At 46.4% G+C, this 13,521-nt stretch carries 19 protein-coding genes; 13 read left to right on the forward strand and 6 right to left on the reverse strand.

The window, feature by feature from the left end:
* The first annotated feature begins 2 nt into the window (after positions 1-2).
* Genes VBY75_RS00330 through VBY75_RS00340 form a run of 3 tightly spaced genes read left to right on the forward strand, consistent with a single transcriptional unit; the run spans position 3 to position 1,730 of the window.
* Positions 3-251, forward strand: coding sequence for a YcgL domain-containing protein (locus tag VBY75_RS00330; RefSeq protein ID WP_054491022.1), 249 nt, complete (start codon positions 3-5; stop codon positions 249-251).
* Positions 245-1,282 (forward strand): lytic murein transglycosylase, encoded by a 1,038-nt coding sequence (locus VBY75_RS00335; protein WP_271331198.1) that lies wholly within the window; start codon positions 245-247, stop codon positions 1,280-1,282. The genes VBY75_RS00330 and VBY75_RS00335 overlap by 7 nt, the downstream gene beginning before the upstream one ends.
* 4 nt (positions 1,283-1,286) lie before the next feature.
* Positions 1,287-1,730: a YcgN family cysteine cluster protein gene (locus VBY75_RS00340; protein WP_414653923.1), complete on the forward strand. Its 444-nt coding sequence runs from the start codon at positions 1,287-1,289 to the stop codon at positions 1,728-1,730.
* Between the two features lie 12 nt (positions 1,731-1,742).
* On the opposite strand, the gene dsbB is transcribed toward VBY75_RS00340, so the two are convergent.
* Complete coding sequence (gene dsbB / locus VBY75_RS00345) at positions 1,743-2,288, reverse strand: disulfide bond formation protein DsbB (protein ID WP_054491018.1); 546 nt, start codon at positions 2,286-2,288, stop codon at positions 1,743-1,745.
* Between the two features lie 143 nt (positions 2,289-2,431).
* On the opposite strand from dsbB, the gene fadR reads away from it, so the two are divergent.
* The 7 genes from fadR (at position 2,432) to VBY75_RS00380 (ending at position 7,848) form a co-directional block, all read left to right on the forward strand.
* Positions 2,432-3,142: a fatty acid metabolism transcriptional regulator FadR gene (fadR, locus tag VBY75_RS00350; protein ID WP_054491016.1), complete on the forward strand. Its 711-nt coding sequence runs from the start codon at positions 2,432-2,434 to the stop codon at positions 3,140-3,142.
* A gap of 235 nt (positions 3,143-3,377) precedes the next feature.
* A complete protein-coding gene (locus tag VBY75_RS00355; RefSeq protein ID WP_278356314.1) occupies positions 3,378-3,974 on the forward strand; it encodes a DUF5610 domain-containing protein in 597 nt (198 codons plus the stop codon).
* Between the two features lie 52 nt (positions 3,975-4,026).
* Positions 4,027-4,794, forward strand: coding sequence for a zinc-dependent peptidase (locus tag VBY75_RS00360; protein ID WP_278356313.1), 768 nt, complete (start codon positions 4,027-4,029; stop codon positions 4,792-4,794).
* A 169-nt stretch (positions 4,795-4,963) separates the two neighbouring features.
* The gene (locus tag VBY75_RS00365; RefSeq protein ID WP_416510523.1) at positions 4,964-5,551 is read left to right on the forward strand and encodes a hypothetical protein; all 588 of its coding nucleotides are present in this window, start codon (positions 4,964-4,966) and stop codon (positions 5,549-5,551) included.
* A 99-nt stretch (positions 5,552-5,650) separates the two neighbouring features.
* Positions 5,651-6,646 (forward strand): alpha/beta hydrolase, encoded by a 996-nt coding sequence (locus VBY75_RS00370; RefSeq protein ID WP_416510525.1) that lies wholly within the window; start codon positions 5,651-5,653, stop codon positions 6,644-6,646.
* 166 nt (positions 6,647-6,812) lie between these two features.
* A complete protein-coding gene (locus tag VBY75_RS00375) occupies positions 6,813-7,265 on the forward strand; it encodes a hypothetical protein (protein ID WP_143441132.1) in 453 nt (150 codons plus the stop codon).
* A gap of 76 nt (positions 7,266-7,341) precedes the next feature.
* Positions 7,342-7,848 (forward strand): DUF1566 domain-containing protein, encoded by a 507-nt coding sequence (locus tag VBY75_RS00380; RefSeq protein ID WP_054491005.1) that lies wholly within the window; start codon positions 7,342-7,344, stop codon positions 7,846-7,848.
* Positions 7,849-7,904: 56 nt separating this feature from the next.
* Here the strand turns inward: VBY75_RS00380 and VBY75_RS00385 are convergent, their stop codons facing one another.
* Positions 7,905-8,486: a superoxide dismutase gene (locus VBY75_RS00385; RefSeq protein WP_054491003.1), complete on the reverse strand. Its 582-nt coding sequence runs from the start codon at positions 8,484-8,486 to the stop codon at positions 7,905-7,907.
* 204 nt (positions 8,487-8,690) lie between these two features.
* Here VBY75_RS00385 and VBY75_RS00390 point away from each other — a divergent pair, with 204 nt between their 5' ends.
* Positions 8,691-9,029 carry a Grx4 family monothiol glutaredoxin gene (locus VBY75_RS00390; RefSeq protein ID WP_011235037.1) on the forward strand — a complete coding sequence of 113 codons (339 nt, stop codon included), beginning with the start codon at positions 8,691-8,693 and terminating at the stop codon, positions 9,027-9,029.
* 157 nt (positions 9,030-9,186) lie between these two features.
* Positions 9,187-9,792, forward strand: a complete 606-nt coding sequence (locus VBY75_RS00395; RefSeq protein ID WP_054491001.1) for a peroxiredoxin — start codon at positions 9,187-9,189, stop codon at positions 9,790-9,792.
* A 67-nt stretch (positions 9,793-9,859) separates the two neighbouring features.
* Here the strand turns inward: VBY75_RS00395 and rnt are convergent, their stop codons facing one another.
* Positions 9,860-10,507 (reverse strand): ribonuclease T, encoded by a 648-nt coding sequence (gene rnt, locus VBY75_RS00400; protein ID WP_416510529.1) that lies wholly within the window; start codon positions 10,505-10,507, stop codon positions 9,860-9,862.
* A 128-nt stretch (positions 10,508-10,635) separates the two neighbouring features.
* Between rnt and VBY75_RS00405 the strand changes: the two genes are divergently transcribed.
* Positions 10,636-11,532 carry a flagellar protein MotY gene (locus VBY75_RS00405; RefSeq protein WP_278357867.1) on the forward strand — a complete coding sequence of 299 codons (897 nt, stop codon included), beginning with the start codon at positions 10,636-10,638 and terminating at the stop codon, positions 11,530-11,532.
* A 5-nt stretch (positions 11,533-11,537) separates the two neighbouring features.
* Here the strand turns inward: VBY75_RS00405 and nth are convergent, their stop codons facing one another.
* Genes nth through rsxG form a run of 3 tightly spaced genes read right to left on the reverse strand, consistent with a single transcriptional unit; the run spans position 11,538 to position 13,521 of the window.
* The gene (gene nth / locus VBY75_RS00410) at positions 11,538-12,173 is read right to left on the reverse strand and encodes an endonuclease III (RefSeq protein ID WP_273023656.1); all 636 of its coding nucleotides are present in this window, start codon (positions 12,171-12,173) and stop codon (positions 11,538-11,540) included.
* A gap of 29 nt (positions 12,174-12,202) precedes the next feature.
* Positions 12,203-12,883: an electron transport complex subunit E gene (locus VBY75_RS00415; protein ID WP_054490994.1), complete on the reverse strand. Its 681-nt coding sequence runs from the start codon at positions 12,881-12,883 to the stop codon at positions 12,203-12,205.
* Positions 12,880-13,521: an electron transport complex subunit RsxG gene (rsxG, locus tag VBY75_RS00420; protein ID WP_416510533.1), complete on the reverse strand. Its 642-nt coding sequence runs from the start codon at positions 13,519-13,521 to the stop codon at positions 12,880-12,882. Before rsxG ends, VBY75_RS00415 begins: the two co-directional genes overlap by 4 nt.

Below are 13,521 nucleotides of genomic sequence, written 5' to 3' on the forward strand. Positions count from 1 at the left end.
CCATGCTGTGTGATGTTTATCGCAGCTTAAAGAAAGCCGATACCTACCTTTACTTGCCTCACGGTAATGAATTCACAGAAGTACCTGACGTTTTGTGTGAACAGTTTGGTCGCGCCGAAAAGGTTATGACAATAAACCTTGCCGGGCGTGAACAGTTGGCCCGTTTAACGGTCGAAAAGCTACAGGAACATTTGCAAAACGATGGTTTCTATTTGCAGTTGCCACCGAAACGAGAGGAACTTCAATGTTAACAAATACAATAAAATTCACAGGGCTGGCGTTATGTCTGGCTTCTGCAGTTACGCTGAGTGCGCCGGCTTTTGCTTACCAGGATACCGATAAGAAAGCGAAAGAAGAGAGCAGTGAACAGGTTGACCAACAGTTTGCTACTTACGTTGAAGCCCTGAAAGCTGAAGCCATTGAAAGCGGCTATAAGCAAGACACCTTAGACAAAGCCTTTGCTAAGGTGAAGTACTACGAGCGTGCAGTCGAACTGGATAAAAATCAGCCTGAATTTAAGCTCACACTCGACACCTACCTGCCGCGTGCGGTTCCGGAGTGGAAGGCTGACAAGGCACTGGAAAAATACAACGAGCATAAAGAACTGCTGGAAAAAGTCGGTAAAGAGTACGGTGTGCAGCCACGCTTTATTGTGGCGCTGTGGGGAATTGAAACCAACTTTGGTTCGTTCACCGGCGGTTTTGATGTGGTTTCGGCTTTAACTACCCTGGCTTTTGATGGTCGTCGCGAAGCGTTTTTCAAGAAACAGCTTTGGGAAGCTTTAACCATTATTGAAGAAGGCCATATTGCGCCCGAACAGATGAAGGGTTCATGGGCTGGTGCTATGGGGCAAACTCAGTTTATGCCCAGTTCTTTTATGAGTTACGCAGTGGACTACGACGGTGACGGCAAAAAAGACATTTGGGGCAGCTTTCCGGACGTTTTTGCTTCAGCGGCTAATTACTTAAGCTCTGTTGGCTGGAAAGACGACGTAACCTGGGGACGTCAGGTGCAACTACCTGAAGGCTTCGATGAGTCACTGGCAGGCCTGGATACCAAGAAAAAACTGGCCGAATGGGCCGATCTGGGTATTACCCGTTTCGATGGTTCGGAATTACCGTCGCGTGATGATATTGTCGCCTCAGTTGTTATTCCTGATGATAACGAAGGCCGCGTTTATCTGGCTTACGCTAACTACGATGCGTTAATGCGCTGGAATCGTTCGCATTACTTCGTAGCGGCAGTGGGCTATTTGTCCGACCGCATTCGTTTCCCAAGGTAATGACTTGTCGGTATTGATGAAATGGTACGAGCAGCCACTGCATACGCTGAGTCACGCACAATGGGAAGCCTTGTGCGATGGCTGTGGGCAGTGCTGCTTAAATCAGCTGCAAGACGAAGAAGATAATCTGTATTCCACTGACGTTGCTTGTCGGTTATTAGATACCGACACCGCACGTTGTACTGACTATGCACACCGAAGCGAACGCGTGCCTGCCTGCGTTACTTTAACGCCGAATAACCTCGAAGATGTTTATTTTATGCCTGCCAGCTGCGCTTACCGGCTGCGGGCAGAAGGACAACCCTTGCCTGAGTGGCATCCATTAAGGCATGAGGGTAGCAAAGAGCCAATGAAAAAAGCCGGCTATCATGTCGCCGGCCATTGTGTCAGTGAAGCGAAGTTTAAAGGCGATCTTGAAGACAGAATAGTGACCTGGCCCTTAACTTAAAAGCGCTTTGAACTATTTGTGGTAAAGCACCAGCCCGTCTTTTTTCTTAAACGACGCAATAATGTGACAGACAGCCACAATAATACCTATCAGTAAAAAGCCTGCGAAAATCACTGTCATCCAGCCCGGCATACCTAAGCCAAGCCATTGCCAGTCAATGTCACCGCATAAGCCGGGGGCGGCAAAAAGCCCGGGCATCCATTCATGCAGCGGTGCCCAGCCAGGGAAGTTTGGCGCGCTTTCACACACGGCAAAAAATGCGTTTTTTGAAGTCTGTAAGTCCCAGTGATCGTAAGCAATGAGCAAACCCTGGTAACTGCTGTAAAGCCAGCCAATTAAAGCCGCCCAGCGAGTTAACCAAAAGCCCGAACCAAACAGGCCAACAATGGCAGCCAGGCCAATGCCGACCACTGCCATACGCTGATACACGCATTTGACGCAGGGCTCTAAACCCAGAACCATCTGGAAATACAACGCTGCCGCTAACAGTCCCGAACATCCCAAAAACAATAATAACCAGGCAAAAGGTTTGTTAGGCCACTGACCCACAGATAGCATGGTGATTTTCCTTAAGAAACTGTAAAAACGTAGAAACCATACCCAAATAGCTTGGTGTTGTCGATATAAAGCCAGAAGTTATCTTGTCCGACCTCACAGAAGACTGCTAGAATCCTTCTATTAGTCAGTACACAGGCGGGAATATGATAATAAAAGCTAAAAGTCCGGCGGGTTTTGCCGAGGAGTACATCGTAAAATCTATCTGGAACGGGCATTTTGCACCGGGCACTATCTTACCCGCAGAGCGTGAGCTGTCTGAACTTATTGGTGTTACACGAACCACTCTGCGTGAAGTGCTACAGCGTCTGGCACGTGACGGTTGGCTGACCATTCAGCACGGCAAACCCACCAAAGTGAACAACTTTTGGGAAACCTCCGGCCTGAATATTTTAGAAACCCTGGCACGTTTGGACGAAGACGGTATGCCGGAGCTTGTGGATCAGCTGTTATCTGCGCGCACCAATATTAGTGCTATTTATATTCGTGCCGCTATTCGTCATAACCCACAGCGGGTTATTGAGCTACTGGAGCCCACCAGTGAGCTGGAAGACAACGAAAAGACCTTTGCCGAGTTCGATTACCAGTTAAACCACGACTTAGCTATGGCCTCCGGCAACCCTATTTACGTGTTGGTACTAAACGGCTTTAAAGGTCTGTACGCACGTATTGGCCAGTACTACTTTTCATCGTCAGAAGCTCGCCAGTTAGCACGCGACTACTACGCCGACCTAATTGCCGTAGCGCGCGAAGGCGACTACAACGAGTCGGTAAATCTGGTTCGCCGGTACGGTTATGAGTCCGCTGAAATTTGGCATGGCCTGCGTGGTGATATGCCGAATGACTTGGTGGATTGATTAGGGGAGCTTTTTCAGTTTTGTTGATAAAGCCTAATTTCTTATTATTTAGTGCCTGATGACTCTTACTGAGTTGTCAGGCATTTTTTATGCTCGCTTTATTTCCTTTCGGTTAAAAATCCATAGGTTCACAGCACCATTTTAATAAAAGCCTAAATTTTAACCACTACCTGCCGATAACCAGTTACGGGCTATACTAAAATCAAGTTATAGTCGACTTATCAGGAACAACATCATGTCAATTATCTCAGGCAATGGCACTTCTGTAGCGGGCGTTGGTAAGCAAAACGCTAATAGCGTAAAAGCGGATGATAATCGCAATACGAAAGAGGTCGCTCCAAATTCCAGGCAGGCACAAAACGAAGCCATTTTACGTGCCCATGAGAGAGTATCGCTTAGCAGCAATAATGATGCCCTAAGCTTGCTGTATAAAACGGCACTGGAAGGCATTAATACTGAGCTAGAGCCGGTAATGGGCAAAAATGCGGTGAAGAAAACCTATGAGTCCGGCACGGATACTTCTCCCAAAGCAACGGCGGATCGTATTGTTTCTTTTGCGACCAACTTTTACAGTCGCTATAAAGAAATCAATGCAGGCGAGTCTGAAGAAGAAACCCTGAACAAGTTTATGGAAATTATTCGTGGTGGTATCGAAACGGGCTTTAAAGGCGCTAAGGATATTCTTACCAGCTTTCAGGTGTATGAAGGTGATGTTGAAAGCGATGTCGATAAAACCTATGAGCTGGTTATGAAAGGTCTGGATAACTTTCGTGAAAAAATGCTGGAACTGGCTGCCGAATCTGAAGAGTCTGATAGCGGCGTTGAGGATTAACCTCAGTGCTTTTATAGTGCGTACATGGAAAGAAGTATGGCCGTAACAACAGATGTTTAAAAGACTGCGTACGTGGTTTGAAAACCGGCGCATTAAAAAAATGGGCTTCACAGAAAGCGAGTGGGAATCCGCAGTTGCTGACTGGCCCGTTGTGGCGCGATACAAAGGTGCTGAGCGTGATGCACTGCGGGATATGACTCTTCGCTTTTTGGTTCGTAAAAACTTTGCTTCAGGCAGCGGCTTCCAATTCAACGACGCTATGTGCCTTAAAATAGCAACTATGGCCTGCGTACCTGTTTTGCACCTTGGGTTAGATTGGTACGATCACATCTATAGCATTATTCTTTATGAAGGCGACTTTGTACCTAATCGTCCTTACCGTAGTGACGACGGTGTTGTTCACGCTCATAGCCCGGGGCTAAGCGGCGAGGCCTGGTTGCAAGGCCCGCTGATTCTTTCATGGCAGTCGGTGTGTCATACAGGCCCTCATTCCCGTCACGGAAAGGCCGCGAACGTTGTCATACACGAATTTGCGCACAAGCTTGATATGTTGCGCGATGGTGCCAATGGCGCGCCACCCATGCATCCCGATATGAAGCCCGGAGAATGGCACGATATTTTTTCAGCGGCCTGGGAAAGGCTGCAGAGTGACTCAGTTCATCACAGACCGTTACCACTAGACGGTTACTCGTTAACCAGCCCGGCTGAATTTTTTGCCGTCTGCAGCGAGACTTTTTTTGAAGACCCAGAAACGATGAAAGAGCATATGCCGAAGGTCTACCGGTTATTGTGTCAATTCTACCGCCAGACTCCTTGTTAATTACTCTGCGCTAACGCTCACTTCCATAGCAATATGCTCACTGTCACTCTGCACGCTAAAGACTAAAGTTATAGTTTTAGTGTTTATTGTGTTAATTGAATAATAGGTCTATAACTAATCTCAATATGGCAACATTGGAGCTCGATAGAGCAACAATATAGAGGGCAATATGAAACTGACCGTATTGGCTGTTTTATCAACAGTTGTTGCTGGATGTACGAGTGCACCAACTGATATTAGTGTCGATGCAAGTGCAGCGAAGACATTTTCTGTGAAGAAAATTACTGACAGTAGTAAGTCGACGAAACAACTCGATCAAGAAAATCAGGAATTGATCGAGGCAAAGCTTGCCGAAGTACTGAATTTTTGTCTTCCCCGTTTATCAGGCTACGAACAAAAATCTGCGAATCAGGCAAGAATGGCGTACTGGCTTTCAATGAGTGGATTATTAGCTGGTTCAGTAGCAGTGCCTGCATTAGCGGCGGCGAGTCCTAGCGCAAATGCGGCCTGGGTTGCTGGTTTAGGCGGTTGGGCTGGCGCTACAAACTTTGCAGGTCAGGCTTTGAAGGAGTCAGGATTAAGCGGTTCTGCAATCGCACAAACCAGAAACGAGATTATCCGCGGTGTGACTGATCAGATTGAGGTTGCAAGTGACGGAGCAAAGACGTTTGAAGAGAGAAGAAATGCTCTCATGAAGGCACGAGCTTCTTGTGTAATGTACGAAATTGCCGTTCCGACTATTCCTTCGAACGCGTAGAGCCTGCAAAGAACCTATTACTCTGTTGGGGCCGCAATACCTTGGGTAATAGGCGTGCAGCTGTAATAATGATGTCGAACTAGCTTTCAAGGAGTCCCTATGCGTAGCTGGATGTGTACGTTGTTTACCGCTTTTCTACTCGGGCTGACAGCACCTGTTTTTGCAGACGACAAAGCCCCCGAATACGATGCTCGCTTAAGTGGTTATTCGTACCCATTTGACGTTCAGACCTTTGAGTTTGATAGCCAACGACAGAGCCTGGAAATGGCCTACATGCATTTGCCCGCCGAAAAGGGGCAGTCAACCGTGTTGCTGTTACATGGCAAAAACTTTGCCGCCGACTATTGGGAAGAAACCGCTAATTACCTTCATGAAAAAGGTTACGGGGTGCTTATGTCTGACCAAATTGGTTTTGGTAAGTCGTCCAAACCGGCACATTATCAGTTTTCTTTCGAAGCCCTGGCTAATAACACTAAGGCGTTATTAAAGTCTGAGGGTATTGAACAAGTGATTGTTATGGGTCATTCCATGGGCGGAATGCTGGCTACTCGCTATGCGCTGAACCATTCCAGTAGTGTTGAGAAACTGGTGTTAGTTAACCCGGTTGGCTTGGAAGATTATCTGCGCTATGTGGAATACAAAGACCCAGCGTTCTTTTACGAGAATGAGAAGGGTAAAACCATTGACCAGATCCGCGCCTACCAGCGCAAAAACTACTATGACGGTAAATGGTCAGAAGATTATGAAGAGCTTATTGAAATTCACGTAGGTTGGATAAATGGAGATGACTGGAATCAGGTTGCCTGGAATAATGCGCTAACCTACGACATGATTTTTACCGGCAATGTGTCTAATGAGTTTGACCAGTTGGTGGTGCCGACACATTTGATTCTGGGAACGCGTGATACTACAGGCCCCGGTCGAGGCTGGAAGAAAGAGGGCGTTAATTACGAACTGGGTCGCTACGATAAACTCGGTGAAATTGTGGTAGAGCAAATTCCGGACGGCTACCTTTATGAACTGGAAGGTATTGGTCATATGCCGCAGTTTGAGGCTTTTGATCGCTATCGCGAGCAGTTGGATAAAATCTTTTAGGTGACCTTAAAATAATAACGAAGAGGGTTATCAAGATCATGTCATATAGGATAAAAAAATGAATTTCCACCGGTTTTGAGCCGGCAAATCAGGTAAACTAATGTAGTAATCTTAATGGGGTTATTACAACAAAAATAGGTGACTGATGTTTAATAAGTGGGGGCTAATGACTTTAGCCATTGTGGGGGTGTCAGGCTGTGCCTCTATCTTTCAAAATCCAGAAGCTGAGTTCGAATCTTTAGTTAAAACCAATGGCTTTTACTACTCTGACGGCAATTCAAAAGCAAAAAAAGCAATTGAAGAGCAATTGGCTAAGTTCAACCTAAACTCAGAATCTCTCGAATCGACTTCAACCAATAACAGATTCGCTATCCTTACTTTCGATGATTTATCCGAAAATAAGCTTACTTATATTATAGGGTCGGGAAAAATAGTAGAAGGCAAAATAGATAAGCAGCTCATTGAGAAAAAAGTAAGTAGCAAGTATAGAGTTTCCAGTGATCGGAACGGTGGTTACAGAATTCGGTTTTATGAAAATACCGGCAGTTTGCATTCTGACTATTTGTTACGAGCCAATAGTAAAGGTGATATTAGAGATTTTACATTTATAGCTAAGTAGCTATAGGTGTCGATGAATCTAATCGTCCATATGGCCGGTAAGTTTTTAATATAAACGAAACTGTTAAAGGAAAAAAATGAAGTTTAAAATTTTAATTGTAACCCTTGTATCTCTTTTTGTTTCGGCGTGCGCCTCTACCTCAAAAGTTAGTGAGCTGGACTGCCAACCCTCTTTAGTAGATAACCAAGACGGAACTATTACCGACACAGAAACGAATTTAATGTGGGTAACTAACGATCATTTTTATGAGACTTTATCTGGTGGAAATCGTTGGGTTGGCTGGGAAGGAGCAATGTCTAAAGCCGAAAACAGTCAAATACAAGGCTATACAGACTGGCGGGTGCCTACGGAAAAAGAATTGATGACTATTCTGGATAGTAATTGTAAGTCTCAAGGTACTAAGATAGTTGAAAGACTTTCTATACCAATGTCACCTTTGTTTGGTAATCCAACCTATCCATTTTTTTGGACATCTGAAGAAAGAGGCGAAAAAGCAATAGTAGTAGACTTCGAAATAGGTGCGGCTCGGGAAGCTCCCAAAAACGCTGGTAATACAGTGCGCCTTGTTCGAGACATTAATTGATAAAAGCTAAAAAAAGGCGCCAAACGGCGCCTTTTTTAATCATTCACAAGTTTGCTTTAAGCAAAGTTCTTGTTAACGAAGTCCCAGTTTACCAGCTTCCAGAAAGCTTCTAAGTAGTTAGGACGAGAGTTACGGTAGTCGATGTAGTAAGCGTGTTCCCAAACATCAACGGTCAGCAGAGCTTCTACGCCGTCGTGCGCGACAGGAGTGTCTGCATCGTCTGTGTTCAGTAAATCGACAGAACCGTCAGATTTTTTCACTAACCAAGTCCAGCCAGAACCAAAGTTACCAGCAGCGCTTGCGTTGAACTCTTCTTTGAATTTCTCGAAAGAGCCAAATTTTGCGTTGATAGCTTCTGCTACTGCGCCAGTTGGTTCACCGCCGCCGTTCGGGCTTAGGCAGTTCCAGTAGAAAGTGTGGTTCCATACCTGTGCGGCGTTGTTGAACAGTCCGCCTTTTTCAGACTTGATGATGTCTTCCAGAGATTTGCTCTCAAGGTCGGTACCTTTAACGGCGTCGTTCAGCTTGCTCACGTATGTAGCGTGGTGCTTACCGTAGTGGTATTCCAGAGTTTCTTCTGAAATATGTGGTTCCAGAGCGTTTTTCTCGTATGGAAGAGCCGGTAGTTCAAATGCCATAATTTTCTCTCCGTAGTTCTTTTTTGAGTGCAAATTTGCGACTCGCACTTTAATGCGTGCAAGTTCTTTTCTTGTTATACCTTACGATATATAGGGCTGACTGGTTTGCTTTTCAAGGAAATCTTTCAATTTAGGACAAAACTTTATAGGCTGTGTTAAAATACCTGAGTGTTTTAATCAACCATTATATTAAGCAGAGGTGTTATGGAAACGGTTGACAGAATTAAGCAGCAAATCGAAGAAAACCCAATCCTGTTATACATGAAAGGCTCTCCGAAGTTGCCTAGCTGTGGTTTCTCTTCACAAGCATCACAGGCCTTAATGGGCTGTGGCCAGGCGTTTGCTTACGTCGATATCCTGCAGAATCCGGATATTCGTGCAGAATTGCCTAAATACGCAAACTGGCCAACCTTCCCGCAGCTGTGGGTTGAAGGTGAATTGGTCGGCGGTTGTGATATTATTATGGAAATGTTCCAGAACGGCGAGCTGCAAGAGTTGGTTTCTGAGGTTGCTGAGCGGCATCCAGAGCCTTCAGCTGAGTAAAGAGCCTTCAGCGGAATAAGCAGCCTTCGGCTGAATAAAGTTTAAGCAAACAGTAGACAATCTGTAGTGAAATTGACGGATGCCCTTGTTTTTTTATTTAGGGATCCCCATCACTACGGGTGAAGCTTTAACACTCAACATTAAATGGAGAGAATCGATGTCTGTATTAGTAGGTCGTAAAGCACCTGATTTTACTGCAGCAGCAGTATTGGGTTCAGGTGAAATTGTTGAAGATTTTAAACTGTCAGACGCTATCAAAGGCAAAAAAGCTGTTGTTTTCTTCTACCCGTTGGACTTCACTTTCGTATGTCCTTCTGAGCTAATCGCATTTGATAAGCGCTTAGACGAATTCAAAAAGCGTGGCGTAGAAGTTATTGGTGTTTCAATTGACTCTCAGTTTACTCACAGTGCATGGCGTAACACGTCAACTGACGCTGGTGGTATCGGTCAGGTGAAATACCCATTGGTTGCTGACGTTCGTCACAGCATTTGTAAAGCGTACGACGTTGAACACCCAGAAGCCGGTGTTGCATTCCGTGGTTCATTCTTAATTGATGAAGACGGTATGGTTCGCCACCAGGTGGTTAACGACTTGCCATTAGGCCGTAACATCGACGAGATGCTGCGTATGGTTGACGCGCTGAACTTCCACCAGAAACACGGCGAAGTTTGCCCTGCAGGCTGGGAAGAAGGTAAAGAAGGCATGAAAGAAAACGCAGAAGGCGTTGCTTCTTACCTGTCTAAAAACGCTGACAAACTGTAAGCGTTTACTGAATCGAAAAAGCCGCTCGTTTGAGCGGCTTTTTTTATGTCTGAAATTTGTACTCGGATTAACTGTTGTCCTGACGAGACTCAGGTGGCCAGCCACCGAGTTCTTTCCAGCGATTGATCATCCAGCAGTAGAGCTCTGCGGTGCGTTCGGTGTCATATAAGGCTGAGTGTGCTTGTTTGCTGTCAAACTCAATACCGGCTGCCTGACATGCTTTAATCAGTACGGTTTGCCCTAAGGTCATTGCCGCAAGCGACGTGGTATCAAAACTGACAAAAGGGTGAAACGGGTTACGTTTTAAACTAGCACGTTCGGCGGCGGCCATAACAAAACCGTGATCAAAGTTTGAGTTGTGTCCGACTAAAACTGAACGCTGACAACCCGCGGCTTTCTGCGCTTTACGAATGGGTTTGAAAAGCTCACGCAGGGCTTCACCTTCCTCTACCGCGCCGCGTAATGGGCAGTGCGGATCAATGCCGTTAAAGTCGATAGCTGCCTGTTCAATATTGGCGCCTTCGAAAGGCTGTACATGGTAATGAACAGAGTCCACGGGCTTTAACAGACCATTGTCATCGAAATCCAGCAAGACGGCAGCTATTTCCAGTAACGCATCGGTTTTTGCGTTAAACCCCGCTGTTTCGACATCGACCACGACGGGCATGTATCCGCGAAAACGTTGCTTCATAAGCGAGTTAGAGCTGTCTGACATAGAATTTCCGTAGTGTCTTAAAGATAACGCTATTATGCCAAAGATCATCACGCTCTGCTTGCAGAAATACTAAAGCAACGGCAATGCGTGCCGATAACAGACGTATCAGAAATAAATCAGGGGCGCTTATGAAAAATTGGCCGATGTTGACTGCTGTTTCAGCTTCTGTGCTGCTATCAATTGGGCAGGCGCAGGCAAACTCAGTCAGGCACTACAGTGCAAACCTGGATAACTCCGCTTGGCAGGTAAGCGAAGAGAACCGTTTAGCCTGTGAAATGGAGCATGAGATTCCCCGTTACGGTAAGGTGCGCTTTCAAAGCGAGGCGAGTAAAGAGCTCAACTTACGTATGAAAATGGAAATGCGCAAGTTACCGGACAGCTATGGTGTGTCTGCCATTGAGTCCGTTCCGCCGCGCTGGCAGCCAGGCGAGTCCAGTTACCGTATTGGCGACATGAAGCTCTATAAGCAGTTTGATGGCGAGCTGCAGAAGCAACTGGCCTGGACCTTATTGAGTGAGCTGGAAAAAGGGCGTTACCCGACATTCTTTTACAACGACTGGTATAACAACCGCGATGAAGTTGCTGTCTCTATTTCTTCAGTGAACTTCCGCCGTGCTTACGATGACTTCATGAGCTGTGTTAATGCGTTATTACCGTTCAGTTTTGACGACATTGCGTATACGGTGCTGAACCACGAAGCCGAAAGCGAAAAGTTGACTGTTGCGTCGCAGCGTAAGCTAAAACAAATTAGTGACTACCTGCAGGTGGATAACGATTTGGAACTGGTTTTAGTCGACGCTTATACCGATTCGCTTGGCGCGCGAGGCCCGAACAAAGAATTAACTGAGGAGCGGGCGAAAGAAATTCAGCAGTTTTTCGTCGAACGGGGTATAGATGCGGAGCGTATTAAAACCGTTGCTCACGGTGAAGACCGGCCGATTAAATCGAATGACAGCGAGTTAAACCGTCAGATCAACCGCCGTGTTATTGTGCAGTTAAGCAAACCACCCATGATTGAGCTGTAAAAGGCTCAGTCACTGGTCTTTTCTTTAAATTCGCACAAGTCTTCTATGACGCAGGAACCACACCTTGGTTTACGGGCTATGCAGGTATAACGTCCGTGCAAGATTAACCAGTGGTGCACGTCTACTTTAAACTCAGCCGGCACCACTTTTATCAGTTTTTCTTCCACTTCTTTAACGTTTTTACCGGGGGCTAGTTTGGTGCGGTTAGACACCCGAAATATATGCGTGTCGACTGCGATAGTGGGCCAGCCAAAAGCCGTATTTAAAACCACGTTTGCCGTTTTTCGGCCAACACCCGGAAGAGCTTCCAGCGCGGCCCGGTCTTCCGGTACTTTGCCACCGTATTCTTCCACCAGAATTTTGCAGGTTTTGTAAGCGTTTTCGGCTTTGGAGTTAAACAAACCAATGGTCTTTATGTATTCTTTTATTCCATCTACTCCCAGGGCCTGCATGGCTTCAGCGGTAGGTGCGGCAGGGAATAGTTTACGGGTGGCTTTATTCACACCCACGTCGGTTGCCTGAGCGGACAACAAGACTGCAATTAACAGCTGAAAAGGGGAGTTATATTCCAGTTCAGTTGTTGGGTTCGGGTTATTGTCCCGCAGCCGACTCAAAATTTCGTAGCGCTTGTTTTTATTCATAAGAGTTCGTTTTTATTTGTGTTTTTTTATTAGGCCGTGACCCGTGCCCGGGTAACGGTTTTCTTCTCGGCACGGGCACTCCGCACAGCGTCAATCTTGTTTTTCAGGGCAATGATAAAGCCCATGCCAATAAAGGCTCCTGGCGGTAATATAGCCAGTAATAAAGGGTAATTAACGGTAAAGAGCTCAATTCGCAATTGTGCTGCCCACTCACCCAGAAGCAATTCTGCGCCATCAAACAGGGTGCCGTTACCAATAATTTCTCGCATAGCGCCCAGTACTATCAGTACCAGTGCAAAGCCAACCCCCATTGCCAGCCCGTCGAACGCTGCGCGTTGCCATGGGTTTTTAGAGGCATAAGCTTCGGCGCGGCCAATAATGGCACAGTTAGTCACAATGAGCGGAATGAAGATACCCAGCGACTGATACAGCTGGAACACATAGGCGTTCATGAGCAGTTGAATAATGGTTACGAAGGTAGCAATGACCATGACAAAAACAGGTATGCGGATTTCCGAAGGGATAAACTCACGCACCAGAGACACGGTGATATTTGAGCCAACCAGTACGAACAAGGTCGCCAGACCCAGGCCCATGGCGTTGGTGACTGAGGCAGTCACTGCTAATAGTGGACACAAGCCTAAAAGCTGCACTAATGCGGGATTGTTTTCCCATAGGCCTTGCTTGGTCAGGTTTTTGTATTCGTTCATTCCTGAGCCTCCTGACAATGTGGTAAGTCGGCGTTAAACAGAACGTCTGCTTGCTGCTGAAGCTTTAATGTCGCACGTTTTACGGCAGAGACCACAGCCCGGGGGGTGATGGTCGCGCCGGTGAACTGATCAAACATGCCGCCGTCGCGCTGAACAGCCCAGCGGTTATCATCTTCACCGCGAACACGCTTCTCAGCAAAGCTCTTTGTCCAGTCACTTTTCTGAATTTCAATTTTATCGCCTAACCCCGGGGTTTCCTGATGGCGCAAGGTTCTTACACCTAAAACTTCGCCATTGGGTTGAATAGCCAGCAGCAAACGGATAGCGCCGGAGTAGCCGTCTGGAGCTACAATTTCAGCCGCTAAAGCAGTGGGCTCATCGTTAACCCATGCGCGATACAACGGCTGCGGCTTAGTACTGCCCAGAGCCGGATCCTGTAGTAATCGACAGGATTGGTATAAGTCGTTGTCGTGCAGTGCCGGCGGTATCAACTGATTCAGTGTGCGAAGCACTTGCTGTTGCTGTTGCCTGGCGATTTTGTCTTCTGTCAGCAGTTGCACACCAATAATTAAAGCGGTAGCAATGACCGCAAAAGCGGCCAGTAATAAACCATTTTTCTGCATACTGTTAAAGGTCAT

This window comes from Idiomarina sp. HB, from assembly GCF_048059115.1.
GTDB classification, from domain to species: Bacteria; Pseudomonadota; Gammaproteobacteria; order Enterobacterales; family Alteromonadaceae; genus Idiomarina; species Idiomarina abyssalis.